24 protein-coding genes are annotated in these 26,386 nt (G+C 63.0%); 11 read left to right on the plus strand and 13 right to left on the minus strand.

Annotation, left to right across the window (positions count from 1 at the left end):
* Positions 1-57: 57 nt before the first annotated feature.
* Positions 58-1,494: an NYN domain-containing protein gene (locus BPHYT_RS15845; protein ID WP_012434154.1), complete on the plus strand. Its 1,437-nt coding sequence runs from the start codon at positions 58-60 to the stop codon at positions 1,492-1,494.
* Positions 1,495-1,603: 109 nt separating this feature from the next.
* On the opposite strand, the gene BPHYT_RS15850 is transcribed toward BPHYT_RS15845, so the two are convergent.
* The 4 genes from BPHYT_RS15850 to xseA all read right to left on the minus strand — a co-directional run bounded on the left by BPHYT_RS15850 (position 1,604) and on the right by xseA (position 6,799).
* On the minus strand, positions 1,604-3,394 hold the full coding sequence (locus tag BPHYT_RS15850) for a hypothetical protein (RefSeq protein WP_012434155.1): 1,791 nt from the start codon (positions 3,392-3,394) through the stop codon (positions 1,604-1,606).
* Between the two features lie 260 nt (positions 3,395-3,654).
* Complete coding sequence (locus tag BPHYT_RS15855) at positions 3,655-4,230, minus strand: YMGG-like glycine zipper-containing protein (RefSeq protein ID WP_041759032.1); 576 nt, start codon at positions 4,228-4,230, stop codon at positions 3,655-3,657.
* A 391-nt stretch (positions 4,231-4,621) separates the two neighbouring features.
* The gene (locus BPHYT_RS15860) at positions 4,622-5,200 is read right to left on the minus strand and encodes a superoxide dismutase (protein WP_012434157.1); all 579 of its coding nucleotides are present in this window, start codon (positions 5,198-5,200) and stop codon (positions 4,622-4,624) included.
* Between the two features lie 219 nt (positions 5,201-5,419).
* Positions 5,420-6,799, minus strand: a complete 1,380-nt coding sequence (xseA, locus tag BPHYT_RS15865; RefSeq protein ID WP_012434158.1) for an exodeoxyribonuclease VII large subunit — start codon at positions 6,797-6,799, stop codon at positions 5,420-5,422.
* 566 nt (positions 6,800-7,365) lie between these two features.
* Between xseA and lpxK the strand changes: the two genes are divergently transcribed.
* From lpxK to BPHYT_RS15890, 5 genes are all read left to right on the plus strand, one after another.
* On the plus strand, positions 7,366-8,382 hold the full coding sequence (gene lpxK, locus BPHYT_RS15870) for a tetraacyldisaccharide 4'-kinase (protein WP_012434159.1): 1,017 nt from the start codon (positions 7,366-7,368) through the stop codon (positions 8,380-8,382).
* Complete coding sequence (locus BPHYT_RS15875; RefSeq protein ID WP_007180583.1) at positions 8,363-8,566, plus strand: Trm112 family protein; 204 nt, start codon at positions 8,363-8,365, stop codon at positions 8,564-8,566. Before lpxK ends, BPHYT_RS15875 begins: the two co-directional genes overlap by 20 nt.
* A 149-nt stretch (positions 8,567-8,715) precedes the next feature.
* Positions 8,716-9,516: a 3-deoxy-manno-octulosonate cytidylyltransferase gene (gene kdsB, locus BPHYT_RS15880; protein WP_012434160.1), complete on the plus strand. Its 801-nt coding sequence runs from the start codon at positions 8,716-8,718 to the stop codon at positions 9,514-9,516.
* Between the two features lie 208 nt (positions 9,517-9,724).
* Positions 9,725-10,390: an adenylate kinase gene (adk, locus tag BPHYT_RS15885; RefSeq protein ID WP_012434161.1), complete on the plus strand. Its 666-nt coding sequence runs from the start codon at positions 9,725-9,727 to the stop codon at positions 10,388-10,390.
* Positions 10,391-10,661: 271 nt separating this feature from the next.
* Positions 10,662-11,420 (plus strand): 3-hydroxyacyl-CoA dehydrogenase, encoded by a 759-nt coding sequence (locus tag BPHYT_RS15890; protein ID WP_012434162.1) that lies wholly within the window; start codon positions 10,662-10,664, stop codon positions 11,418-11,420.
* 125 nt (positions 11,421-11,545) lie between these two features.
* Here BPHYT_RS15890 and BPHYT_RS15895 read toward each other — a convergent pair whose 3' ends face one another.
* Together BPHYT_RS15895 and murJ are read right to left on the minus strand one after the other, a co-directional pair.
* Positions 11,546-12,388 carry a SirB1 family protein gene (locus BPHYT_RS15895; protein WP_012434163.1) on the minus strand — a complete coding sequence of 281 codons (843 nt, stop codon included), beginning with the start codon at positions 12,386-12,388 and terminating at the stop codon, positions 11,546-11,548.
* Positions 12,389-12,393: 5 nt separating this feature from the next.
* Positions 12,394-13,944, minus strand: coding sequence for a murein biosynthesis integral membrane protein MurJ (murJ, locus tag BPHYT_RS15900; protein WP_012434164.1), 1,551 nt, complete (start codon positions 13,942-13,944; stop codon positions 12,394-12,396).
* Between the two features lie 515 nt (positions 13,945-14,459).
* On the opposite strand from murJ, the gene rpsT reads away from it, so the two are divergent.
* Positions 14,460-14,738, plus strand: a complete 279-nt coding sequence (gene rpsT, locus BPHYT_RS15905) for a 30S ribosomal protein S20 (protein WP_012434165.1) — start codon at positions 14,460-14,462, stop codon at positions 14,736-14,738.
* Positions 14,739-14,947: 209 nt separating this feature from the next.
* Here the strand turns inward: rpsT and BPHYT_RS15910 are convergent, their stop codons facing one another.
* Positions 14,948-15,292 (minus strand): DUF3579 domain-containing protein, encoded by a 345-nt coding sequence (locus tag BPHYT_RS15910; RefSeq protein WP_012434166.1) that lies wholly within the window; start codon positions 15,290-15,292, stop codon positions 14,948-14,950.
* A gap of 439 nt (positions 15,293-15,731) precedes the next feature.
* On the opposite strand from BPHYT_RS15910, the gene argF reads away from it, so the two are divergent.
* Both argF and BPHYT_RS15920 read left to right on the plus strand, forming a co-directional pair.
* The gene (gene argF, locus BPHYT_RS15915) at positions 15,732-16,661 is read left to right on the plus strand and encodes an ornithine carbamoyltransferase (RefSeq protein WP_012434167.1); all 930 of its coding nucleotides are present in this window, start codon (positions 15,732-15,734) and stop codon (positions 16,659-16,661) included.
* Between the two features lie 262 nt (positions 16,662-16,923).
* Entirely contained in the window at positions 16,924-18,150 is a 1,227-nt protein-coding gene (locus BPHYT_RS15920; RefSeq protein ID WP_012434168.1) for an argininosuccinate synthase, read from the plus strand.
* A gap of 249 nt (positions 18,151-18,399) precedes the next feature.
* Here BPHYT_RS15920 and murB read toward each other — a convergent pair whose 3' ends face one another.
* On the minus strand, positions 18,400-19,440 hold the full coding sequence (murB, locus tag BPHYT_RS15925) for a UDP-N-acetylmuramate dehydrogenase (RefSeq protein WP_012434169.1): 1,041 nt from the start codon (positions 19,438-19,440) through the stop codon (positions 18,400-18,402).
* Positions 19,441-19,649: 209 nt separating this feature from the next.
* On the opposite strand from murB, the gene BPHYT_RS15930 reads away from it, so the two are divergent.
* Positions 19,650-20,135 carry a YajQ family cyclic di-GMP-binding protein gene (locus BPHYT_RS15930; protein ID WP_012434170.1) on the plus strand — a complete coding sequence of 162 codons (486 nt, stop codon included), beginning with the start codon at positions 19,650-19,652 and terminating at the stop codon, positions 20,133-20,135.
* A gap of 369 nt (positions 20,136-20,504) precedes the next feature.
* Here BPHYT_RS15930 and plsY read toward each other — a convergent pair whose 3' ends face one another.
* Together plsY and ybaK are read right to left on the minus strand one after the other, a co-directional pair.
* Positions 20,505-21,149 carry a glycerol-3-phosphate 1-O-acyltransferase PlsY gene (gene plsY / locus BPHYT_RS15935; RefSeq protein WP_012434171.1) on the minus strand — a complete coding sequence of 215 codons (645 nt, stop codon included), beginning with the start codon at positions 21,147-21,149 and terminating at the stop codon, positions 20,505-20,507.
* Between the two features lie 125 nt (positions 21,150-21,274).
* Positions 21,275-21,766, minus strand: coding sequence for a Cys-tRNA(Pro) deacylase (gene ybaK / locus BPHYT_RS15940; protein WP_012434172.1), 492 nt, complete (start codon positions 21,764-21,766; stop codon positions 21,275-21,277).
* A gap of 273 nt (positions 21,767-22,039) precedes the next feature.
* Here ybaK and BPHYT_RS15945 point away from each other — a divergent pair, with 273 nt between their 5' ends.
* Positions 22,040-23,602: a class I adenylate-forming enzyme family protein gene (locus tag BPHYT_RS15945; RefSeq protein WP_012434173.1), complete on the plus strand. Its 1,563-nt coding sequence runs from the start codon at positions 22,040-22,042 to the stop codon at positions 23,600-23,602.
* Between the two features lie 19 nt (positions 23,603-23,621).
* Here BPHYT_RS15945 and xerD read toward each other — a convergent pair whose 3' ends face one another.
* From xerD to queG, 3 genes are all read right to left on the minus strand, one after another.
* Entirely contained in the window at positions 23,622-24,557 is a 936-nt protein-coding gene (gene xerD / locus BPHYT_RS15950) for a site-specific tyrosine recombinase XerD (RefSeq protein ID WP_012434174.1), read from the minus strand.
* Positions 24,554-25,024: a methylated-DNA--[protein]-cysteine S-methyltransferase gene (locus BPHYT_RS15955; protein WP_012434175.1), complete on the minus strand. Its 471-nt coding sequence runs from the start codon at positions 25,022-25,024 to the stop codon at positions 24,554-24,556. Before BPHYT_RS15955 ends, xerD begins: the two co-directional genes overlap by 4 nt.
* 109 nt (positions 25,025-25,133) lie before the next feature.
* Positions 25,134-26,372 (minus strand): tRNA epoxyqueuosine(34) reductase QueG, encoded by a 1,239-nt coding sequence (gene queG, locus BPHYT_RS15960; protein WP_012434176.1) that lies wholly within the window; start codon positions 26,370-26,372, stop codon positions 25,134-25,136.
* Between the last annotated feature and the right edge of the window lie 14 nt (positions 26,373-26,386).

Here is a 26,386-nt window from a genome sequence, read left to right on the forward strand (position 1 = left end):
AATCGCTATCATGGTCGCGATTCGTCGAGTTCGACGATCGCTTCAAGGGAGAAAACCATGGCGTCATCCAACGAAACCGTCAGCATGGCGCTATTCTGCGACTTCGAAAACGTCGCACTCGGCGTGCGCGACGCGAAGTACGACAAGTTCGATATCAAGCTGGTGCTCGAACGTCTGCTGCTCAAGGGCAGCATCGTCGTGAAGAAAGCGTATTGCGACTGGGATCGCTACAAGAGTTTCAAAGGCGCGATGCACGAGGCCAATTTCGAATTGATCGAGATTCCCCACGTGCGCCAATCGGGCAAAAATTCCGCCGATATCCGGCTCGTGGTCGACGCGCTCGACCTCTGCTACACGAAATCGCACGTCAATACGTTCGTGATCATCAGCGGCGACTCGGATTTTTCGCCGCTGGTGTCGAAGCTGCGTGAGAACGCGAAGCAGGTGATCGGCGTTGGCGTGCAGCAATCCACGTCGGATCTGCTGATCGCGAACTGCGACGAGTTCTTCTTTTATGACGACCTCGTGCGCGAGAGTCAGCGCACGGTCGCCAAGCGCGAGTCGTCGCGCCCGCAACAGTCCGCCCAGCCGGCGGCCAAGCGTGCGCCCGACGAGGAGAAGACCCGCAATAAGGAAGACCTCGAAAAACGCCGCACCAAGGCGGTCGAGATCGCGGTGCAAACGTTCGACGCGCTCGCCTCCGAACGCGGCGACAGCGGCAAGATCTGGGCGTCGGTGCTGAAGAACGCAATCAAGCGCCGCAAGCCGGATTTCAACGAGACGTACTACGGCTTTCGCGCTTTCGGCAATCTGCTCGAAGAAGCGCATGCTCGCGGGCTGCTCGAGTTCGGCCGCGACGAGAAGTCCGGCGCGTATGTCTATCGGAGCACGGCTGCGAACGTGGCCGGCGACAACACGGGCGAGCCCGCTGAAATCGTCGAATCGGCGGAACAGTTGTATGAGGCGCAGGTCGCGGAAACGGTGATCGCCGAGTCTGGCGGCAAACACGAGTCGCGCCGTCGGGGGCGAGGCAATCGCAAAGCAGGACGCGGCCAACAGGAGACCGTTCACGAAGAGCGTACGGCCGTCGAACAGAGCGGCAGCGCTCAACCTGGAACGGACGAAGCGCACGCGCAAACGCCGGAAAATGCCCAGTTCATTTTTGAGCTGCCGGAAGCACCTTGGTCGGAACCGGAAACCGTGACGGCCGAAGAACTGGACACTTCCGAAAGCCCGCCAGACGAGCGGGATACAAGCGCGAGGCAGCCCAAGCGCCGCAATGAACGCGCGCCACGCAAGACGGCTGCAAAGAAAGCGAAGAAGGCCGCGCCGCGAAGCATCGACGACATTCCGGAGATCGCAGCGCCTGCTGAGGCGCCGGCCGCGACTGCCGCAGCGGAAGAAGCGCCCGCGCCCGCAAAAAAGGCCGCGCGCAAAACTGCGGCGCGCAGTCGTCGTCCGCGTAAGACCGCCGCGACGAGCGACGCGGAGTGAGTGTCATGCATTCGGCGTGACGTGTAGCGGCGCCGATGTGGGTGCCGCTACACAAACTCTCGCTACACAAGCTCTGCGGCAAACACACGGCATTCGCGATCCCTTTCGCTCACAACAGCCCGAACACCGCGACGCCATTGGTCGCGCCGACATACACCTTGCCGCGCGCGATCATCGGCGTGATGAATTTGTTGCCCGCGCCCCATTGATCTCGCGTGCCGGCTTGATTGCTGTTGTACAACTCGACCGCAAGATTGCCGGCGTTATAGGCATGCAAAGCGCCGGTCGTGCCGTTTTCCGCCGCCCAGACAATCCCGTTGCTCGTGCCGTTCGCCGACACGGCCGGCGTCGCCCCCGGATACGGGAACGTGCTCGGGCTCCTCGACGCGGCAGTCGTCGCAAGGAATGCCCCCGAGATCGGCAGCGCCTTCAGGTTGTCGTTCAGGCCGCCGTAATAGACCACGCCGTTGTAGTAAGCCGGCGATCCCCAAATGCCTCCCGCCAGCGTACCGATCAGCTCCTGCCAGATATTGTTCGACGTCGGGTTGAATTTGCCCATCGAATCGCGATCGACAACGTAGATATGGTTGTCCTTGCCGGCCGCCACCGCCAGATGCTTGACCACGCCACTCGCCGTGGTCTGGTCCGGCAACACCATCGCGCCGCCCGAGCCGAAGTCGTTGTCGGTGGCCGCTTGCGTGACCACGTCCGACATCGCGAAATAGTCGGTGACCTGCAGGTTGCCCAACGAAAGCTTCATCATGGAGTCGCCATAGTCGCCGTCCGCGGGAAAACCCGCCGCATTCAGCGTGGTGCCGAACGTGCCGTTGCCGTCCACGACATAGAGCGACGTGCCGTCCGACGCCATACCCGAGCCGGCCATCCAGATCGAGCCCTGGCTGCCGTTCGGCGTGATGTTGAGCACGCTCGTCTGTTTCAGCGTGTCGGCGCTATAGGCCATCATCCAGCCCGTGTACGAGCCTCCCATGCAGTGCGCGGTCCAACCCATATAGATGTTGCCGCCGACCAGCGTGAGTGCCGCGCGCTCCGTGTGCAGCGACGGGTTGAAGGTAATCACGCCGTTGACGCTGCCCGCGCCGTTGCCCGGATAAGTCGCCGCGATTTCCGTCGGGCCGCCGAGCACTTCGGCGCCGGTCGCCAGATCGAGCGCGTGCAGCCGGTGATGGTAGCCGCCGCCACTGTCCTTCGTCATCGCAACGGCATACAGCACGCCGTTCGTGCCGCGATTGCGGTCGATGACCGGCGTCGACGTAATGCCGATTTCGGGGGTGATGTCCTGGCAGCCGTGGTCGTCGCTGGGCACTTCGCCGCTGCCGATCAGCGAGACCTTCCAGAGCTGCGCGAACGAGTTGGCGTCGTAGGCGTAGACGCTATCGTGTTCGGTGACCACGTACACCACGTCGTGCGCCGTGCCGCCGATCGGCAGGCCGGTGACGAAGAGAGGCTGGCCGTCGACTTTACCGTCCGCGGCAAGAAACGCGACTTTGCCGAAGCTCGCCGAATTGACGTTCGCCAGCGTGAGCGTGGTCTCGGCGAGCATCTGACCGGTGCGGCCGAGATCGTTGTGATGCATGAGGACGTCGGTGGCGTAAGCCGTCACTGCCGACGGCGTATTGCCCGTGCCGTTCGTCCCAGTGCCTGTGCCAGTGCCTGTGCCTGTGCCGGTGGTCGAACCGCTGCCCGTGCCCGAACCCGTACCGCCCGACGTGCCACTTCCGCTTCCGCTCGCCGACCCGGACGACACGCCGGAGGTGCCGCCCGAACCACCACCGCCACACGACGCAAAACACGAGGCGACGGCGATCAGCGCCACTATCGTGCCCCGACGGGTCCATGCGCCTAGCCCGGAAGTCTCAACGCCAGCTTGCGAGATTCGCATGTTCGCCTCGTCTCCTGAACGACGCGACGGTCAGCTCCGCACAACGAACGGTGCGCGCCTTGACTCGCGTCGCGAGCCGTAAGAGAGGAGTCCGCCACGCGCGTCTCCCGCTCGCTGAATACATTCATCGCCCATACGGCTAAATAACCGTACGCCGTTTGCAAAGGCGTTTATCGCCATCGTGTCGCCTCTCTCCGCCATGCGAGGCAATACATGACGGCGACGCGATTCAGTGAACGCAGACGCTCGGCGGCATTCGATCAGTAGTACGGATAGGGGGTATACATTACCGGCGGCGGCCCGTAATAACGCGGCGGCGGAGCAACATATACCGGTTGCGGCGCGTACACAGGCTGCGGCGCATAGACCGGCATCTGCGGCTGCGAAATCGTGTTGCCCTTCGACGTCATGCACTGCGCGTACGCCGCATCGTACTGCGCCTGAAGGCTGCCGCCGGCATACTGCGCGCCGTTCGCGCCGGCGGCGCCGCCGACCAGCAAACCGCTGCCCGCGCCAATGGCCGCACCCGCGCCGGCATTGCCCGCCGCCGCGCCAATCAGCGCCCCAACGGCGGCACCGCCTAGCGTGCCAAGAGCCGCGCTATTGACGCTGTTCGTGGTCGCGGCCTGCGAGGCGCCGGTCGCGTTGGTCGAGCGATAAGCGTAGTCGCGGCAGGTGTAGTCGTCTTGCTGGAACTGATTGAGCGGCTCGCCGCTGCGCGGCAGCGCGACGATGGAAGGCGCGCTCGGGGGCACCACCGCGCAACCGCCGAGGAGCGCCAGTGCGACCGCTGCCACAGGCAGTGCGACGCGTATCGATTTAGGACTTGAGATCATGGTGGCGCACATTTCTTCATAGGGGAAACATACGTTAGGCCAATTTGCGACCGCTTTGTTTACGAGATAGTTACCGTATTTTTTCCGCCGGCATCCGGACGCGCCATCGGCAGGCTGAATGCCGGTTGGAAGCTGCGGTGCCGTTACCAACTGTGACAAAGATTCACGCGTTGTGTCGCGTGAAAAGCAATCCTATGCATTTCCGGCGCGAGAAGCATCGAAACCGTTCGAGACTCTTCGACGCACTTTTGCACGACTGCAAGCACGCCAGGAAAAAGAAAAGCCCTCGCATTCGAGGGCTTTTCTTCCTGCACCTGCTGCGGAGCCTGACACTCGACGCCGTGACCGGATCACCCAGCCTCAAGCGCCACGTTCAAACTCACCGGCAATCTCACGCGAAGTTCTTCGACGCGAAATCCCAGTTGGCGATGTTCCAGTACGCTTCGACGAACTTCGGACGCGCATTGCGGTAATCGATGTAGTAAGCGTGTTCCCACACGTCGATCGTCAGCAGTGCTTTCGCGTCGGTGGTCAGCGGGGTAGCGGCGTTGCTCGTCGACACCAGGTCGAGCGAACCGTCGGCCTTCTTCACCAGCCATGCCCAGCCCGAGCCGAACGTGCCGACTGCGGTCTTGGCGAACTCTTCCTTGAACTTGTCGAACGAACCCCACTTGGCGTTGATCGCGTCGGCGAGCGCGCCGGTCGGTGCACCGCCACCTTGCGGCGACAGGCTGTTCCAGAAGAACGTGTGGTTCCACACTTGAGCCGCGTTGTTGAACACGCCGCCCGATGCCTTCTTGACGATTTCTTCAAGCGACAGGTTCTCGAACTCCGTGCCCTTGATCAGATTGTTCAGGTTGGTCACATAGGTCTGGTGATGCTTGCCGTAGTGATATTCGAGCGTCTCTTCCGACATGTGCGGAACGAGTGCGTTTTTCGCGAACGGCAGCGGCGGGAGCGTATGTTCCATGGTGCTTTCCTTGTGTCTGTATCTGTTGTGGGGGAGTCTGCGGATAACGCTTTTGAGCACTCGATTGTAGGCGAGTTGGAATAACCCCGCAAACCAACGGACTTTATGCCCGGCATCGGCGAACATGCCGCATTCACGCCGCAATTAATGCTTGTTGACGCAGTGTGCCCCACCCTCGCAACAGTCAAAAGTACGGCAACGGATGCCGTCGGCGAAGTGTCAGAAACCGTCGGTCAGACGTGCTTGCACATCGGCCAGCGCGATGTCCGCGGCGCCCTCCGCGAGATGCACCGTGAGACGCCGCCCCGGCTTCAACGACGACGGCGCGCGCACCGCTCGCCCGCTCTGGGCGTCAAGCACCGCTGCATAGCCACGCTCGAGCGTACGCTGCGGACTCAGCACTTCGAGACGTGCGGCAAGCGTGTCGATGCGCGCGGTCTGACGTTCATGCTGACGTAATAAAGCTGCGTCCAAGCGTTGCGAGAGATTGCCGAGTTTCACCTGATGCCCGGCGAGATCCGGACGCCAGCGCTGCCAGCGCATCTGCAGCAGCGAAAACCGCGCTCGCGCGTCACGCGCCGGACGCGCGCCCGCCGAGGCGAGCCGCACGCTCAATTGCTGCAAATGCGTGCGTTGCCGCGCAAGCCGCTCGGCCGGCGACACCAGCCGGCGCGCGAGCCAGTCGAGTTGCTGGGCACGCCGCTCCATCATGCGGCCGAAACCGCGCGCGAGCGTCGCGTGACGCTGGTCCAGTTCGCGCAACAGCAGCACGCGCTGCGGACTGACGAGTTCGGCGGCGCCGGTCGGTGTCGGCGCGCGCACGTCCGCGGCGAAATCGGCGATCGTGAAATCGGTTTCGTGGCCCACGCCGCTCACCACGGGAATCGCGCTTTCCGCGATCGCGCGCGCCAGCACTTCTTCGTTGAACGCCCACAGGTCTTCGATCGAGCCGCCGCCGCGGCACACGATCAGCACGTCGACCTCGCGCCTTGCGTTGGCGGCGTCGACCATCGCCGCGAGCTTGCTGCTCACGCCGACGCCCTGCACCGGCGCCGGATAGACGATCACCGGAATGTGCGGGGCGCGCCGCGACAGCGTGGTCAGGACGTCGCGCAACGCCGCGGCCTGCAACGACGTGACGATGCCGATAGAACGCGGGTGCGACGGCAGCGCGCGTTTGCGTTCGGCGGCAAAGAGACCCTCGGCTTCGAGCTGCGCTTTCAACCGGAGGAACGCTTCGTAGAGCCGCCCTTGTCCGGTGCGCCGCACCGCTTCCACATTCAGTTGCAGTTCGCCGCGCGGCTCGTACATCGTCACCAGCGCGCGCACTTCGATGCGGTCGCCCTCGCGCGGGGTGAATTCGGCGTATTGAGCGCGTCCGCGGAACATCACGCAGCGCATCTGCGCTTGCGCGTCCTTGATCGAGAAATACCAATGACCGCTCGCGGCGCGCGTGAAGTTCGACACTTCGCCGGCAACCCAGACGAGAGGAAACGAACGTTCGAGCATCGTGCCGATCGCGCGATTGAGCGCCGAAACGGGAACGACGACTTCACCGCCGGGCGCAGCCGACGAGAAAAAAGGGCTTTCGGGATTCATGCGAGGAATAAGTGTGGCTGGCCGGACAGACGATAGACCGACCGGCCATCGCCGTCCAGCGCGACGCTCGAATTGTTAAAAGTGTCCACATGGCGGGACCGGCCAGACAGATCCCGCCAGATCGCCCGCCCAGCCGCATGAATTCCAGGCATGTCGTTGATTTATATGGCGTTTACATTCCACTAAAGAGAATGATTGCCGATACCGGGCGCGCGGAACGGCCCTCTCCGCCTGTCGGGCGGCAGGTTCTCCACAAAGTTATCCACAGGCTGTAAGCGACGCTTGAAGCGCGATTTCGTCGCGCGGCACAGGGCGCGCGACTTGCCGGGCGGGACGCCAGCGCGCTAGAGTGGCGGGTTCGACGGCATGCCGAACGCCCCGCGGCGTCCAGCATTGCGGCACACTGCACAAGTGCGCCGCCACGCCCGCCAGATTCATTTCGCCTCACTTTCGATAGTCCGGAGAACCGCGTTGATGCTTGCCCCGCGTATTGCGCCTAGCTCCTTCACGCCGCCGTCCGGCTGGCTTTGCCAGACCGGCGCGCCGGTCGTTGGCACGACGTGCCCATGAGCGACGTCAGCAACCGTTTGGAGGCACGCCTCGCGCGCGAATGGCAGCAGCGCGGGCCGCTCGCATGGGCGCTGTCGCCGCTCGCCTGCGTGTTCGGCGCGATTGCCGCCGCGCGCCGCGCCGCCTTTTCGTTCGGCTGGTTGAAATCGGTTCGCATCGGTGTGCCCGTGGTGGTGGTCGGCAATGTGACCGTCGGCGGCACCGGCAAGACGCCGACCGTGATCGCGCTGGTCGAGGCGTTACGCGCCGCGGGCTTCAAACCCGGCGTCGTGTCGCGCGGCTACGGCGCGCGCGTGAAATCGCCGACGCGCGTCACGCCGACCTCGGCGGCAAGTGTCGGCGGCGACGAGCCGCTTCTGATCGCGCGCCGCACCGGCGCGCCGGTGTGGGTCTGTCCGGATCGCGTGGCGGCCGCGCAGGCGCTGTGCGCCGCGCACCGCGAAGTCGACGTGATCGTGAGCGACGACGGTTTGCAGCATTACCGGCTCAAACGCGACGCCGAACTCGTCGTGTTCGATCACCGGCTCGGCGGCAACGGTTTCCTGCTGCCGGCCGGACCGCTGCGCGAGCCGCTGTCGCGCCGCCGCGACGCGACGCTCATCAACGATCCGTATGCACGCACACTGCCGGCGTGGCCGAATACCTTCGCGCTGCAACTCGCGCCCGCCGATGCGTGGCATCTGGACAATCCGGCGTTGCGCCGTCCGCTCGCGCAATTCAGCGGCGATCGCGTGCTGGCCGCGGCCGGCATCGGCGCGCCGGAGCGTTTTTTCGCCACGCTGCGCGCCGCCGGTCTCACGCCCGCCACCCGCGCGCTGCCCGATCACTACGCGTTCGAGCGCAATCCTTTTACCGATGTTGACGCCGACGCCATCCTGATAACGGAAAAGGATGCGGTAAAATTAGGGTCCTGGCACGACGCGCGCATCTGGGTAGTCCCGGTCGAAGCCGCGCTCGATCATCGCCTCATTGCATTAGTTGTGGAGAAAGTCCGTGGACGCTCGCCTGCTTGAAATTCTCGTTTGCCCGATCTGCAAGGGCCCGCTCAGCTATGATCGCGCCGCGCAGGAGCTGATCTGCAATGCGGACAAGCTGGCCTATCCGATCCGTGACGGCATTCCCGTCATGCTGGTCGACGAAGCACGGCAGACCGTGGAAGGCACGCCAGTCGATCTGAATCCGGGCTCCGTGGCCTGAGCCAAACCGCCCTCGCGCGCGGCGGCCGTGTTTGAGGCGTGCCGCGTGGCGCTTTCCGCATTCGCCGCCTTGCCCGTGCGCAGCCGCGCTGCATGCGCGGCCGCGTTCCTCCGGCTTCATCGCCGCCCGTCTTTGTGCCTGTCCTGCCGATGACCCACCCCAACACCGCCACTCCCCCGTTTATCGCCGTCGTGCCGGCCCGGCTCGCTTCGACGCGTCTGCCCAACAAGCCGCTCGCCGACATCGGCGGCAAGCCGATGGTGGTGCGGGTCGCCGAACGCGCGCGCGAATCGGGCGCGCAGCAGGTGCTGGTCGCCTCGGACGCGCAAGCGGTGCTCGACGCCGCCCGCGATCACGGCTTCGAAGCCGTGTTGACGCGCGCGGACCATCCGTCGGGCACGGACCGTCTCGCGGAAGTCGCGGCGCAGTTCGGCTGGAGCGACGACACGATTGTGGTCAACGTGCAGGGCGACGAACCGCTGATCGATCCAGCGCTCGTGTGCGGCGTTGCGTCGCACCTTGCGGCAAGCCACGGCTGCGCGATCGCCACCGCTGCGCATCCGATCACCGACCCCGCTGAAATTTTCAACCCGAACGTCGTCAAGGTCGTACTCGACGCGCGCGGCGTAGCGCTGTATTTTTCGCGCGCGCCGATTCCGTGGGCACGCGACGCCTACCAGCCGCACTGGCCGAATGTCGCGTCGATGCCCGCACCTCATGCGCCCGCGGTGGTTCATCGGCATATCGGGCTGTACGCCTATCGCGCGCAATTCCTGCGCACGTACCCCAGCCTCGCGATTTCGCCGATCGAACAGGTCGAAGCGCTCGAACAATTGCGCGCGATGTGGCACGGCGAGCGGATCGCCGTGCTCGTCACGCACGAGGTGCCGCTGCCCGGTGTGGACACACCCGCCGATCTCGCGCGCGTGCAGGCTTTATTCGGGTCTTGAGCGTAAAAACCCATGGCATAATCGGACGGTTGTGCGCGCCTCCCGCTACGTGCGAGAGCCAGGGTTTGCCCGGTCGCGCCGTTACCGTCTTGCAGCGCCGTCGTCACGTGCAGCGCGAGACCCGAACGGCAGCCGATGCGGGTCCCTCGGCTTTTCGTGGGATGTCCGCAGCGCCGCCAAAGAATTTACATAGATCTGGAGATATCACATGCGTTTGATCCTTTTGGGTGCACCCGGCGCGGGCAAGGGCACTCAGGCAAACTTCATCAAGGAAAAATTCGGCATTCCGCAGATTTCCACTGGCGACATGCTGCGCGCGGCCGTCAAGGCCGGCACGCCGCTCGGCCTCGAAGCGAAGCGCTTCATGGATGCCGGCGAGCTGGTCACGGACGAGCTGATCATCAATCTGGTGAAAGAGCGTCTGCAGCAGCCGGACTGCGCGAACGGCTATCTGTTCGACGGTTTTCCGCGCACCATTCCGCAAGCTGAAGCCATGAAGCAGGCCGGCGTTCCGATCGACTACGTGCTGGAAATCGACGTGCCGTTCGACGAGATCATCTTGCGCATGAGCGGCCGCCGCTCGCACGCCGCGTCGGGCCGTACGTATCACGTCAAGTTCAATCCGCCGAAGGTCGAAGGTGTGGACGACATGACCGGCGAACCGCTGATCCAGCGCGACGACGACAAGGAAGAAACCGTCAAGAAGCGTCTGGAAGTGTACGAGGCGCAAACCAAGCCGCTGATCGAGTATTACAACACCTGGGCGAAGAACGGCGATTCGTCGACTCCGTTGACCGCGCCGCAGTACCGGCGTATTTCCGGTCTCGGCAGCGTCGACGAAATTCGTGACCGTGCGTTCGAGGCGTTGAAGTAAGCTCGTTTCAGTTTGTGTTCGCTTCAGGAAAACCCGCCCTTGCCGGCGGGTTTTTTTATGCGGCGGATGGTTCGCGTGCAGTAATGGTTTCTCCTTGCCCGCACTTGGCATTGATTAGCCATCCGTAGCGATTTGCTCTGTGTGCACGCCGCCCGCGCGTGCAATTTTCCGCCTGACCGCTGTGCTTTCCGCATCGCAGCATAGCCGTTACAATCGGTCATCGAAAAGATATTCGATCCAGACATTACTGAACCGTAGCAAAGGAGAAGACATGGAGATTCGTGACAACGTTTTCCTGATCACCGGCGGTGCATCGGGACTGGGCGCAGCCACGGCACGGCTGTTCGTCGAAAACGGCGGCAAAGTGGTGCTCGCCGACCTGAACGTGGATGCCGGCGAAGCGCTCGCCAAGGAACTCGGCGGTGTGTTCGTCAGATGCGACGTGAGCCGCGAAGACGACGCCACCCAGGCCGTTGAAGCCGCCACCAAGCTCGGCACGCTGCGCGGTCTGGTCAATTGTGCGGGCGTCGCGCCGGCCGTCAAAACAGTCGGCAAGGACGGCCCCCATCCGCTCGACGCGTTCGCGCGCACCATCTCGATCAATCTGATCGGCACCTTCAACATGGTCCGGCTCGCCGCCGCGGCCATGTCGAAGAACGAGCCGAACGCGAATGGCGAGCGCGGCGTGATCATCAACACGGCGTCGGTGGCCGCGTTTGACGGTCAGATCGGCCAGGCGGCTTATGCGGCATCCAAGGCCGGCGTGGCCGGCATGACGCTGCCCATCGCTCGCGACCTTTCGCGCAACGCGATCCGCGTGATGACGATCGCACCGGGCATTTTCGAAACGCCCATGCTGCTCGGCATGCCGCAGGAAGTGCAAGACGCCCTTGGCGCGATGGTGCCGTTCCCGCCGCGTCTCGGCAAACCGGTCGAATACGCGATGCTGGCCAAGCAGATCTTCGACAATCCGATGCTCAACGGCGAAGTGATTCGTCTGGACGGCGCGATCCGGATGCAGCCGAAGTAAGCTGGCAGACAGCGCGCACTTTCACAAACAGCCGCGCTAAAGGAAAACGCCTGCACATGAGCATTCATGTGCAGGCGTTTTGTTTTGAATCGTGGTTGCAATACCCGTTTTGCCTGGACGCGCTTTTATTCGCGGTCGTCGTGCTGAGTACGCTGACGCAGTTCGTGTAACTGTGACTCCACCACGGTTGCGTCCTCGGCATCCGGCCGGTCGCCCAGATAACGCTCGAGGTCCTCGAGCGCGGGGCGCAAATAATCGAGCCGCGCATACGCGAAGCCGCGATCGCGCACTTCTTCGATACTTTCCGGCAGCAGGATCACCAGACGCTGCTGCACCGCCAGCAGACGCTGCCAGCGCTCCGTCTGAAGATACGTGGACTTCAGATTGCGCAGCATACGCGCGATGATCTCGCGGCGCGTGGCCGGTTGCAGCAGCATGCGCAGCGCCCTGCTCACCGATTCGCCCGCCGACGCCACGTATGGCTCCAGCATCTCCACCATCTCCGATTCGGACAGCGAGTGGCCGCTGGTCGGATCGAGCATCACGTCGCCGTCCGGCGTGGTTACGCGTAAAAGGAAGTGGCCGGGAAACGACACGCCGCGCACCGGCACGCCAATCTGTTCGGCCATTTCCAGATACAGCACCGCCAGCGAAATCGGAATGCCGCGGCGACGTTTGAGCACGGCGTTCAGATGGCTGTTGTCGGGGTCGTAATAGTCGTTGAGATTGCTGGCGAAACCCAGTTCGCGAAAGAAAAACCGGTTCAGAATGCCGACCTTCTGCTTGATGTCGGCGTCGTCCGGCATGCGTCGCTGCAAGCGCACCACGAGTTCGTCGATCTCGGCGAGCGTGCCTTGCAGATCGAGATCGGGATAGGCGTCCTGCGCGAGCGAGAGCGCCGCCTCGGTCAGCGGAAGACTCTCATCTTCGGCGACGAGCGTGCTGAAATAGTCGAGAACCCGCGTCATCGTGATCACTTCACTCGCCTTTTGAAATACGCGTACTTGAAGCCCATCAGCCAAAGCATACCGAAATATAGCGCGGCGAACAGCACGAGGCACGCCGCGAGCAGCACCATGCGGTCGACCGGGCGGCTGTGCATGCCGATCCAGTCGAAGCTGATGGCCAGCCAATGCATCGTGCCGGCCAGCACCAGACAGGCGCCGAACAACTGCACGAAGAATTTGAGCCAGCCGCTCGACGGCGTATAGATGCCACGCTTGCGCAGCCCGAGAAACAGCAGCAACGCATTACCGCAAGCGCCGAGCCCGACGCTCAGCGTCAAACCGGCATGCGCGAAGATCGGCACGAACAGATAGTTGCTCAGCTGCGTGAGGATCAGCACGCCGACGCCGATCTTCACCGGCGTCTTGATGTCCTGCTTCGCGTAGAAACCCGGCGCGAGGATCTTGATGAGAATCAGGCCGATCAGGCCGACGCCATACGCCGACAACGCGCGGGCGACCATCACCACCGAATTGCCGTCGAACTTGCCGTAGTGGAACAACGTGGCGGTCAGCGGCTGCGCGAAGAAAAACAGCGCGACGGCGCTCGGCGCGGCCAGCAGGAAGGTGACGCGCAAGCCCCAGTCGAGCAGCGACGAATATTCGTGCGGGTCGGCGTCGACATGCGCTTTTGAAAGACTCGGCAGCAGGATCGTGCCGAGCGCGACGCCCAGCAGTGCGGTCGGAAACTCCATCAGCCGATCGGCGTAGTTGATCCACGACACGGCGCCCGGCCCGATGCGCGACGCGATATTCGTGTTGATGATCAGGCTGATCTGCGCGACCGAGACGGCGAACATCGCGGGCACCATCTTCGACAGCACGCGCTTGACGCCGCGATGCGCGAGCGCTTTCACCGGATTCAATCCGATGCGCGGAATCATGTCGATCTTCTTCAGACCCGGCAGCTGCACGAGGAATTGCAGCACGCCACCGGCGATCACGGCCCACGCCAGCGAATAGACCGGCGTTTGGAGACGCGGCGCGACGAACACCGCGGCGACGATGAACGCGACGTTCAGCAGAACCGGCGCGAACGCGGGCAGCGAAAAGTTCTTGTACGTATTCAGCACGCCCGACGCCAGCGACGTCAGCGAAATGAAAATGATGTACGGGAACATGATGCGCGTCATGGTCACCGCGAGGGCGTACGCCTGACCTTCGTGCGCGAGGCCCGAGGCGACGATGAACACCACGCCCGACGCGCCTACGACGCCGATCAGCGAGAGGATCGCGAGCGCCCAGGCGAGTACCGTCGAGGTGGCGTCGACCAGCGCTTTGGTGGCGTCGTGACCTTGGCTGTTCTTGAACTCCGCGAGGATCGGCACGAAGGCCTGCGAGAACGCGCCTTCGGCGGAGATGCGGCGCAGCAGGTTCGGAATACGGAAGGCGACGTAAAACGCGTCAGTGTATTGACTGGCGCCGAACGCGCGTGCGATCAGCGTTTCGCGGGCCAGTCCGGTCACGCGCGACAGCAGCGTGAAGCCGCTGACCGTCAGCAGGGCTCGGAATAGATTCATGGGGCGCTTATTATACGGGTGCCGCGAGTGCGGACGACGAGCCGGAACGCGATTCGGACCGTTTTGCCGCGCGGACGTTCGATCGGATAAACGAATCGGCGCGTTTTTTTGTAGCGCGGCCGCGCCGTTCTGGACCCGCCGAATACGCCCCGTCTCCACTTTCCGCCTGGGCTGCGGCACCCTTGTCCTATATGGCTACCAAATAGGCGCCGGACTTTGCGTAACAAGGCGGCAGGCTTTCCTGGCGCTTTCCCGTTGCCACGTGCCTGATTTTGTTGCTATAATCGCCGGTTTCGAAGCTCGCTCATTTTTCGGACGGGGTTTGGAGCGGCGCCACAGCGCCTGCCAAGACCTTCGCACACCCCGAAAACACAGGCCTGCCTTCGCGTAGTCCGATCGATTTTTTTCGACACTTTTGCGCTCTTGGGCAATCGCTTCCAAGAGTTCGATCTAAAAGCAGCACCTCACCACTTGAAGGTCAGGTACTGGAAACAGGAACAGGATAAGGAACCGTCATGGCTAACTCCGCACAAGCACGCAAGCGCGCCCGCCAGGCCGCCAAGGCAAACTCGCATAACTCGGCACTGCGCTCGAAGTTCCGCACGGCTATCAAGGCTGTCCGCAAGGCGATCGATGCCGGCGACAAGGCTAAGGCCGCTGAAATCTTCCAGGCATCGTCGAAGACCATCGACATCATCGCCGACAAGAACATCGTTCACAAGAACAAGGCAGCTCGCCATAAGAGCCGCCTCGCTGCAGCCATCAAGGGTCTGCAAGCGTCCGCAGCGCAGTAATTCCGGTCAGCCCGCTTCGGTGGGCTACCTCCTGTTTCCGCTGCACAGAAAGGCCCGCCTCGGCGGGCTTTTTTGCTTCGGACCGACAGATCCGCACTGCATCGCATAGTTCGTCGCGCTCATCGCTGACGGACAGAGCGTAAAAAAACCCGCTGCCTGCGGGTTTTTTGCTTTTTGTTTTTGCTTTTGCCGATCCCGGCAGCTTCGCGCTAGATCACGTGCCTTTTCTCTTGCGGCGCGGCGTGCTCGAGTTGCAGTTCGCACGCCTCCGTCACGACGAGGTCGTTGTCTTTAGCAAAGTTGAGGACGAAGTCGAAAGCCATGGGTTCGATGTCGCGCAAGCGCGAATCGAGAATCACGCACTTGAGGTCGCCGATCATGGTCGGCCGGACGTACAACGAGTACTGCATATAAGCGTTCGGCCCCTTCCTTGCGCCGGGGCCGAAGCAGGCCATGACGCCTGCGAGACGCTCCGACCAGTCGCTCGGCCGAAACTTTTTTCCCTTCGACGTGATGCCCTGAATGAAATATTCGGTTGGAGCTGCTTCGGCCATGTAGGAATACCTGTGTGACTGCCCAGCGGGGTGGCGGCAAAACGGACGGCGCAACGGCTCCGAATTTCCCGGAACTCGCCGACCATGCCGCGATGGCAAACCACACCACCAGAACCGCGAAGAGCCGGCTAAGCCGCTTTGGCGCTCGTCATGACGGCGCACCGCGAGCAGGTCGTTCCGAACCGCGCGAGCCGAGGCCGGCCAAGCGGAATACTGGCCTGCTGGGCTTTGGGATAACCCGTAGATTATAGCGCAGCGGACCCTTTTCCGCAGCGCACACAAGACTTGTCTGAGGGCTCCACAAGGCTTTCAGACAGCTTGCTCAGCCTTTTGGCCGACTCGTCAAACCGGGCGAAATCCTTTATGCTGCATTGAGTTACCACAAACGACGGCGGCGCCGTCCGGCAATCCTGCCGGGTGAGACCGCCGTATTTGTTTCATGACCGCCAAGAAAATTCGCCACTACCTGCAGTTCAAGGATTTCTCGCTGGAAGACTACGAGTACGTGCTGGAACGCGCGCGCATTCTGAAACGCAAATTCAAGAACTACGAGACTTACCATCCGCTGCACGATCGCACGCTGGCAATGATCTTCGAGAAGAATTCGACACGCACGCGCCTGTCGTTTGAAGCCGGCATCTTCCAGTTGGGCGGCCACGCCGTTTTCATGAGCACGCGTGACACGCAGCTCGGCCGTGGCGAACCGATCGAAGACGCCGCGCAAGTGATCTCGCGCATGGTCGACATCATCATGATCCGCACGTTCGGCCAGGATATTCTCCAGCGCTTTTCCGAGAATTCGCGCGTGCCGGTGATCAACGGACTGACCAACGAATATCACCCGTGCCAGGTGCTGGCGGACATCTTCACGTACTTCGAGCATCGCGGTCCGATTCGCGACAAGACGGTTGCGTGGGTCGGCGACGCCAACAACATGCTGTACACGTGGATCGAAGCCGCGCAGATTCTCGGCTTCAAGCTGCGCCTTTCCACGCCGCCGGGCTACAAGCTCGACCGTGCCATGGTCGCGGCCGAAAGCGCGCCGTTCTACGAAGAATTCGACGATCCGAACGAGGCCTGCACCGGCGCGGATCTGGTCACTACCGACGTCTGGACCAGCATGGGCTTCGAAGCCGAAAACGAAGCACGCAAGAAAGCCTTCGCCGACTGGTGCGTCGACGCCGACATGATGGCGCGCGCCAATCCGGATGCGCTCTTCATGCACTGCCTGCCCGCCCATCGCGGCGAGGAAGTCAGCGCGGAAGTGATCGACGGCCCGCAAAGCGTCGTGTGGGACGAGGCGGAAAATCGTCTGCATGTGCAAAAGGCCTTGATGGAATACCTGTTGCTCGGCAAGCTGAATCACTGAGCGGGCCGCTCAGTCAGCAAGTTGAGCAGCATCTGCGTGAAGCGCGACGGGGCCTTGAATACGAGGCAAGGCATCCACGTTTAGCGCCGCGCATCGAGCCGGCGTCCACGGCCGCGACCGGCCGTAAGCGGACCCGGCTTCAACACCGCAACGCCCCCAAAAACGCGGGCAGCCTGTGGTTTAGTGTCAAAATAGTGGTTTTCCGCGCTCCGGAACCGCCGGCGCGCCTTGTTTTCCCGCTTTTTCCAGCTACGAGTTCACCATGAGCGATATCAAGAAAGTCGTGCTCGCCTATTCGGGCGGCCTCGACACCTCCGTCATCCTGAAGTGGTTGCAGGACAATTACGACGCCGAAGTCGTCACGTTCACGGCCGACATCGGCCAGGGCGAAGAGCTGGAACCGGCGCGCAAGAAAGCCCTGCAACTCGGCATCAAGCAGGACAACATCTTTATCGAAGACCTGCGCGAAGAATTCGTGCGCGACTTCGTGTTCCCGATGTTCCGCGCCAACACGATCTATGAAGGCGAATACCTGCTGGGCACGTCGATCGCACGTCCGCTGATCGCCAAGCGTCAGATCGAAATCGCCCGCGCCACCGGCGCGCAAGCGGTGTCGCACGGCGCAACCGGCAAGGGCAACGATCAGGTTCGCTTCGAACTCGGTTACTACGCGCTGGAACCGGGCATCAAGGTGATCGCGCCGTGGCGTGAATGGGACCTGCTGTCGCGCGAAAAGCTGCTCGCGTACGCGGAAAAGGCCGGTATTCCGATCGAAATGAAGCACAAGCAAGGCGGCGCGCCGTATTCGATGGACGCGAACCTGCTGCACATCTCGTTCGAAGGCCGTCATCTGGAAGACCCGAAGGCGGAAGCGGAAGCCGATATGTGGCGTTGGACGGTGTCGCCGGAACAGGCGCCGGACCAGGCTGAATACATCGACATCGAATACGAGCACGGCGATCCGGTGGCGATCAACGGCAAGCGTTTGTCGGCTGCGGAAATGCTGACCGAGCTGAACCGTCTGGGCGGCAAGCACGGCATCGGCCGTCTGGATCTGGTCGAAAACCGGTACGTCGGCATGAAGTCGCGCGGCTGCTATGAAACGCCGGGCGGCACGATCATGCTGAAGGCGCACCGCGGCATCGAGTCGATCACGCTTGACCGTGAAGTGGCTCACCTGAAAGACGATCTGATGGCGCGTTACGCGTCGCTGATTTATAACGGCTACTGGTGGAGCCCGGAGCGCCGCGCGATTCAGGTGCTGATCGACCATACGCAAGAGAAGGTCAACGGCTGGGTACGTGTCAAGCTGTACAAGGGCAGCGTATCGGTGGTCGCGCGCGATTCGAAGGAAACGCTGTTCGACAAGACCATTGCCACGTTCGACGATGACGGCGGCGCCTACAACCAGGCCGACGCTGGCGGCTTCATCAAGCTGAACGCGCTGCGCATGCGGATTGCGGAGAACGCGCGCCGTCAGCGCGGTTAAGCTGGGAGCTTCTGTGAGGCGAACTTCGCGTAAGCGAAGTTAAGCGCCGCGAGGTACAGGCCCAAGCCGCAATGCCAAGCCAGTTGAGCTGACGAGGTGTGATTCGGCAAACGCTAAAAGTTCATGTGAGTGAACGTCACCGCCGCGAAGCGCGCGCCCAAACGGAAGCGCAAACGCAAAAAAGGCGCCGGGAGTCTCCTCCCGGCGCCTTTTTTATCGTCTACGCGCCGGACAAGCCGATTCAGAGCATCACAAACAAACCGGCTCCGCTTCCAACTCCACCCCAAACCGTTCCAGCACATCGCGCTGAATCGCTTTCGCAAGCGCCAGCACCTCCGTCCCGCTCGCGCCGCCGCGATTCACCAGCACCAGCGCCTGCCGTTCATGGACGGCCGCCGCGCCCATCGCGCGACCTTTCCAGCCGCATCGATCGATCAGCCAGCCCGCGGCAAGTTTCACCCGTCCGTCCGGCTGAAGGTATGACACGATCTCCGGTTCTGTGGTCTTCAGCGCCTCGAACTGCGCCGCCTCGACCACCGGATTCTTGAAGAAGCTGCCAGCATTGCCAAGCTCCAACGGATCGGGCAACTTGGCGCGCCGCACCGCCACGACCGCGTCAAAGATCGCCTGCGCGGTAGGCGGCGTATCGGCATGGCCCTTTGCGGCCAATTCGCGAGCGAGATCGGCGTAGCCGGCACGCGGCTGCCAGACCTTCGGCAAACGGAACGTCACCGACGTGATCACGAAACGGTCGCGCCCTTCCCGCTTGAAAAAACTGTCGCGATAGCCGAAGCGGCACGCGTGCGCGTCCATTTCGACGACGTCACCGGTAGCCAGCTCCACGGCGCGCAGCGACGCGAAGCGCTCGACCATCTCCAACCCGTACGCGCCGATGTTCTGAATCGGCGCCGCGCCCACCGTCCCCGGAATCAACGCGAGGTTCTCGAGACCCGGCAGGCCTTGCGCCAAAGTCCAGCCGACGAACTCATGCCACGGCTCGCCGCCGGCCGCTTCGACGTACCATGCGTCATTGTCCTCGCGCGCGACGCGGCGGCCCCGCAGCGCGATCAGCAGCACGAGTCCGCCGAAATCACCGGTCAGCACGACATTGCTGCCGCCGCCCAGCACGAGGCGCGGCAGGCCGGCCGCACGCGGATCGCGCACTGCGGCCATCAGTTGCTCTTCACGCTCGATGCGGCACGCGAACTGCGCGCGCACATCGAACCCGAAGGTGTTGTGCGCCTTTAGCGGAAAACCGGCGATGAACGCGGCGGAATCGAATTGGGACATCGGAATAAGAACCGTGAAACGACAAATGGAACAACCAATAAAGCAGCCGATGCAACCGGCTTCGGGCCCCCGCCGGGCGACTATGCGCGGCGGCCTTGGGCAAAAGGGAGTGGCGTCGGTAAAATGACGTCCGGTCCGTGATTATAGCGAGTGCCCCGTGAGCAGCCGTCCGGTTGCGTCACGCACCGCAGCACTATTGGGAGAAAAAAATGCCATCGTTTGACGTCGTCTGCGAAGCGAACATGATCGAAGTCAAGAACGCGATCGAGCAGTCCAACAAGGAAATTTCAACGCGCTTCGACTTCAAGGGGTCGGACGCGCGCGTCGAACACAAGGAAAACGAAATCACGGCCTACGCGGACGACGATTTCAAACTCGGTCAGGTCAAAGACGTGCTGCTGTCGAAAATGGCCAAGCGTAACGTGGACGTGCGCTTCCTCGACCACGGCAAGATCGAAAAGATCGGCGGTGATAAGGTCAAGCAGGTTATCAAGATCAAGAAAGGCGTGTCGGGCGATCTGTCGAAGAAAATCGTGCGCCTCGTGAAGGACAGCAAGATCAAGGTCCAGGCGAGCATTCAGGGCGACGCGGTGCGCATCACCGGCGGCAAGCGCGACGACCTGCAAAGCGTGATCGCCATGCTGCGCAAGGACGTGACCGACACGCCGCTCGACTTCAATAACTTCCGCGATTGAGTTGCTGATACCGGACGCCCAAGGCGCCCCGAAGAAGCAGAGCGGCCAGAGCGGCGGAGCGGAGCGAGTCGGGTTCACGACGAAACCCTTGAGAGAGGGGCAGCCGTGCGCACTGCGGCCGCAGAACGCTCGCCCGTCCCGCCGCGTATGACAGGCGTGCCGGGCGCTGAACGTCAAGCGCCGGGTAACTCGGCACCGAGCACGGCACACCAAACTCTATACAGCCGGCGCGCAAGCACGTGCGTCTGTCCATAGCGGTCGCCGGTATGCTCCACGCGGCATCTGCGTGACACCGCGCATACCGATGCGCCGAGTAGTCGCCATTAGGACACTAAGTCACCCGGGAACCGAGCACCAAAGCACCACTGTTCAAACGTCGCTCCCTCCCGCCGGCTTCGCCGCCGCATCCGCCTTCTTCTTGTCACCAATGCGGCTCTCCTGCCCTCGCATCAGCTTGGCGATATTGCCGCGATGGCGCCACACCAGCAGCGAACTCATCACCACGATCGCCAGCGCGATCACATGCGGTCCGAAGAGAAAACCGTCGAAGATCGGCGCGAACACCGCCGCGGCCAATGCCGCCAGCGACGAATAGCGCGTGAAGAACGCCACGATCAGCCACGTCAGCAGAGTCGCTACGCCGAGAATCGGATTGATCGCGAGCAGCACGCCCGCCGCGGTCGCCACACCCTTGCCGCCCTTGAAGCGGAAGAAAACCGGATACAGGTGACCGAGAAACACGGCCACCGACGCAATCGCCACCGAAGTCTCGTCGAGCCCGTAACGCGCGCCGTAGTGCACGACGAACCAAACCGGCAGCCAGCCCTTGAATGCGTCGCCGATCAGCGTGAGAATCGCGGCCTTCTTGTTGCCGCTGCGCAGCACGTTGGTGGCGCCGGGGTTGCCCGAGCCATACGAGCGCGGGTCGTCGAGGCCCATCGCGGCGCTCACGATCACGGCGAACGACACCGAACCGATCAGGTAGGCAACGACAGCAACGATCAGGTTTTGCATCTGGGACTCTTATAAGGATCGGCGGTCTGAAACTCGATACCCCAACCGCAACAGGGCGCGCAACTCGGAATAAAGCGGCGCACATTCTACCGAACCCGCGCGCTCGCAAAACATTCAGGCAAACGTCAATCGACGCTCGCGCACTGCACCGCCTTGACCGCCAGCAACTGCGTCAGCACCTTGGGGTCGATGCTGACCAGAAAACCGCGCCTGCCGCCGTTCAGCCAGATCTTGTCCATCTCGAGAATGCTCGACTCGACATACACCGGCATCTGCTTCTTCGTGCCGAACGGCGAGGTGCCGCCGATCAGATAGCCCGAATGCCGGTTCGCCACCTCGGGCTTGCACGGTTCGACCCGTTTCGCGCCGATCTGCCGCGCGAGGTTCTTGGTGCTGACGGTGCGGTCGCCGTGCATCAGCACGGTCAACGGCTTGGCGTGCTCGTCTTCCATCACCAGCGTCTTCACGACGTGATGCTCGTCCACACCGAGCTGGCGCGCCGATTCTCCGGTGCCGCCGTGCTCGACGTAATCATAAGGATGTTCGCCGAAAGCGACGCCATGGCGGCGCAGAAACTGCGTGGCCGGCGTTTCGGAGACGTGTCTGGATTTGCTCATCGGCGCATTGTAATGGCGACTTTGCACAACGGCTATTTGCCGAACGGCTAATTGTGCGGGTCCAGCGGTTGTGGCACGATCGTTCGCAAATATACCGGCGCGACGTACGCTGGGCACCGTATTGTTTTTGGGAAACTTGCATGGGACCGGAGCAAGTGCTTTGCATGAGATCGGAGTAACGCGCTAAAGCGCGAACTCCGGTCGACCGCACACAGTGCATGGGACCGGAGTAACGCGCTAAAGCGCGAACTCCGGTCGACAAAGGAGACAACGTTGAGCTTCGATTCGCCCACCCGTTCCACGATCGACATCCCCGCATTGCTGGCGGCCCTGCCCGAACGCATCGCCGACATTCCGGCGCTGGCCGCCGCGCGCGATCCGCAGCACATCGCCGTGATCGAGGATGCGCGCCGCCTCACCAGCGCGCAACTGCTGGAGGCCGTCGACGCCGCCACTGCGCTGCTGCGCGAATGGGGCGTACGCGGCGGCGATCGCGTGATGATCGTCGCGGAAAACAGCATCGTGCAGATCGTGCTGCTGTTCGCGACCGCCCGGCTCGACGCATGGGCGTTGGTCTCGAACGCGCGCCTGTCGGCCGCTGAACTCGACTCGATCCGTGCGCACGCGCAGCCTCGCATAGTCGCCTACGCCACGGAAAGCTCGGCCGACGCCAAGCTGCATGCAGAGCGCCATCACGCCGCCAAGGCGCCCGCCTTCACGCCGGACATCGGCGCCTGGTCGTACACGGTGGACAGCGCGGCCGTCGCCGAGCCGGTCGAAGCCGCAAGCGAGCGCCAGTGCGCCGCGTTGATTTACACCACAGGCACCACCGGCGCGCCCAAGGGCGTGATGCTGTCGCACCGCAATCTGCTGTTCATCGCCGCGATCTCGAGCCGCTTGCGCAAAGTCGGCCCCGACGATGTCGTCTATGCCGTGCTGCCGATCTCGCACGTCTACGGTTTCGCGTCCGTCTGTCTGGGCAGCCTGCATGCGGGCGCGACCTTGCGGCTAGTGCCGCGCTTCGCGCCGGAAGCCGTGCGCCGCGCCCTCGCCGATGAGCGCGTGTCGATTTTCCAGGGCGTGCCGGCCATGCACGCCAAACTGCTCGAACATCTGCAGACACACGGTCACGCATGGTCCGCGCCGCACTTGCGTTTCGCCTATTCGGGCGGCTCGCCGCTCGACGCCGCCTTGAAAGCGCAGGTGGAAAGCGTCTGCGGTCTGCCGCTGCACAACGGCTACGGCATGACCGAGAGCAGCCCAACCGTGTCGCACACCATGCTCGATGCGCCGCGCAGCGATTGCTCCGTCGGCGAGGTCATTCCGGGCGTCGAGGTGCGTTTCGTCGGACTCGACGGCATCGATGCCGCGCAGGGCGACATCGGCGAGCTATGGGTGCGCGGCCCCAACGTGATGCTGGGCTACTACCGCAGCCTGGAGCAGACCCGTGCGGCCGTCACCGAAGACGGTTGGCTCAAAACCGGGGATCTCGCAAGGCAGGACGCGGACGGCGCGTTGCATATCGTCGGGCGAAGCAAGGAATTGATCATTCGCTCGGGCTTCAACGTGTACCCGGCCGAAGTCGAACATGTGCTGAACGCGCATCCGCAAGTCGTGCAATCGGCGGTGATCGGACGCGCGGTGGAAGGCAACGAGGAAGTGGTCGCGTTCGTCGAGTTGCTTACGGGCGCGACGGTGACGCCCGCCGAATTGATCGATTGTTGCGGCGAGCGTCTCGCGCCATACAAACGGCCGGCCGAAGTCAAAGTGCTCGCCGCATTGCCGGCGGCATCGACGGGCAAGATTCTCAAGCACCGGCTGCGCGAGTTTCTTTGAGCGAAGCGCGAATCGAGCATCAACCTCGCGGATGATGCTGCGCATGCAGCGACTTCAACCGCTCCCGCGCCACGTGCGTGTAGATCTGCGTGGTCGAAATATCCGTGTGCCCGAGCAGCAGTTGCACGACGCGCAGGTCGGCGCCGTGATTGAGCAGATGCGTGGCGAACGCATGCCGCAAGGTATGCGGCGAGAGCGGCGCATGCACGCCGGCCACCACGGCGTGACGCTTGATGATGTTCCAGAACTGCTGGCGCGTCATGCCTTCGGCGCGGTTCGTCACGAACAGCGCGTCGGTCGCGCGCGCGCCGAGCAACGCGGGCCGCGCTTCGCGCAGATAGCGCTCGATCCAGCTATGCGCCTCTTCGCCAAATGGAATCAGCCGCTCCTTCGAACCCTTGCCCATGACACGCACCACGCCTTCGTTCAGGCCGACTTCCACCGTCTTCAACGTGACGAGTTCAGTTACGCGCAAGCCGCTCGCGTACATCAACTCCAGCATCGTGCGATCGCGCAGGCCCAAAGCCGTATTGATGTCGGGCGCGCCGAGCAGCGCTTCGACTTGCGCCTCGCTGAGCGTGGACGGAAAACGTGGCGGCTGTTTCGCCGAGCGGATGCGCACGGTCGGATCGACCTTGGTGCGATGCTCGCGAACGGCCCAGCCGTAGTAGCGGCGAAATACAGAAAGCCGCCGATTCGCCGAAGTCGATTTGTCTTTCCGCCGCGCCGCGCTATAGGCGTTCAGATCGGCCTCGCTCGCGGTGTCGAGCGAGGCATTGCGGCTCTGCGCGAGCCATTCGCAAAAGAGCCGCAGATCGCGGCGGTACGCGTCGAGCGTGTTGCGCGACAGTCCGTGCTCAAGCCACAGCGCGTCGCAAAAAGCATCGATCGATGCCGAGCTGGCGACGAACAGAGGTGACGCGGTGGCCGCGTCGTCGATCAACGTATCGCTCATGCGTAGGGAATGCCTTCATGCGCCAATAGCCAGCGCTTGATGTTGCGGAAGAAACCCGCTTCTGCGTGATTCGCGAAACCGCCGATGCCGCTCGAACTCACCACCCGATGACACGGAATCACGATTGGAAAGTAATTGGCGCCACACGCCTGACCGACCGCGCGCGGCGCGCTGCCGAGTTGCCTCGCCAGTTGACCGTAGGTCAGCACGACGCCGGGCGGAATGTCGCTAATGGCCTGCCACACGCGCTTCTGAAACGCGGTGCCGACCGAGGCCAGCGGCAACTCGAACTTCGCCGAAGCGCGCTCGAAATATCGTTCGATCTGCTCGGCTGCCTGTCTCGCCAACGGCGTGTCGGGCGCGACGTTCTGCATCGAATCCGGCAGATAGACGATCTCGCGCACAGCCTCGCCTTCGAGGCGAATGCCGATCTTGCCGAACGGCGCATCGATCACTGCGTTGAACATGATTGTCTGCTCCTCACTGGCGCGGGCGTTCGGGATTGCAAGGCAGCGTACCTGCATGGGGTGCAGGCACGCCATGCACACTAGACGCACCGCCCGGTTTGCCGCTACTTTACGCCGCTTCCAAAGCCCATTCCACATGCTCGCGCACGACGGCAGAGGCGTCATCCATACGCATTCTCAACGCCTGTACGATCGCCTCGCGCGCCGCCTCGCTCAAACTGTCGGGCGAGGCACGCAGCGCGTTGCCCATACCCACCGCGAGATTGCGCAGCCAGCTCTCGTAACCGATGCGGCGAATCGCGCTGCCCTGCATGCGCGTATCGAACTCGTCCGCGCTCCACGCGAACAGCTCGACCAACGACGCGCGATCGAGCCCATGACGCACGTCGAAATCCGCGACCGGCGCGGCCTGCGCAAATTTGTTCCATGGACACACGAGCTGGCAATCGTCGCAGCCATACACGCGATTGCCGATTAGCGGCCGCAATTCAAGGGGAATACTGCCCTTCAATTCGATCGTGAGATAGGAAATGCAGAGACGTGCATCGACCTTGTAAGGCGCAACGATCGCCCCAGTCGGACACGCGCCGATACAGCGCGTGCAACTTCCGCAATGCGAGCCCGGCGTTTCAGGCGCGATTTCGGGCATGGTGTCGGCGTCGGTCGGCAACGGCACATCAACATAAATTTCGCCGAGGAAAAACAGCGAACCCGCGTCACGCTGCAGCAACAACGTATGCTTGCCGCGCCAACCGATGCCGGCCTTCTGCGCAAGTTCTACTTCGAGCACCGGCGCCGAATCGGTAAATACGCGGTAGCCGAAGGCGCCGATCTCGGCTTCGATTTTCTCGGCCAGATGTTGCAAACGGTTACGCATCACCTTGTGATAATCGCGACCGCGCGCATAGATCGACACGACCGCCGCCGACGGGTCCGCGAGCCGCGCATGCTCGGCTGCGCGCCAGTCCTGCGTGAGCGGGCCGTCCTGCAAAGCGCTTTCGCGCGCCTTTCCGCTCAATGTCTGCGCGGGCAAATAAGCGATGCGCGCCATAATCACACGTCGCGTGCCGGCCACAAGCTCGGCGGGCCGCGCGCGTTTCATGCCGTGTTTCGCCATATAATCCATCTCGCCGTGGCAACCCGCTTCCAGCCAGGCTGCAAGCGGCGCTTCGGCGGCGGAGAGATCGGTGTCGCTAATGCCGACCGCTCCGAAACCCAGTTCACGGCCCCACGTTTTGATGTTCAGCGCGAGCGCCTTCAGCGCCGCTTCATCGAAATGACGCTCGGCACGCGCATCGTCGTTAGACGCAGGCGTGCAGGAAACAGGGGACTCCGGACTTCGGTTCATCACGCCATTTTACG

The sequence above is a fragment of the Paraburkholderia phytofirmans PsJN genome (assembly GCF_000020125.1).
GTDB lineage: Bacteria > Pseudomonadota > Gammaproteobacteria > Burkholderiales > Burkholderiaceae > Paraburkholderia > Paraburkholderia phytofirmans.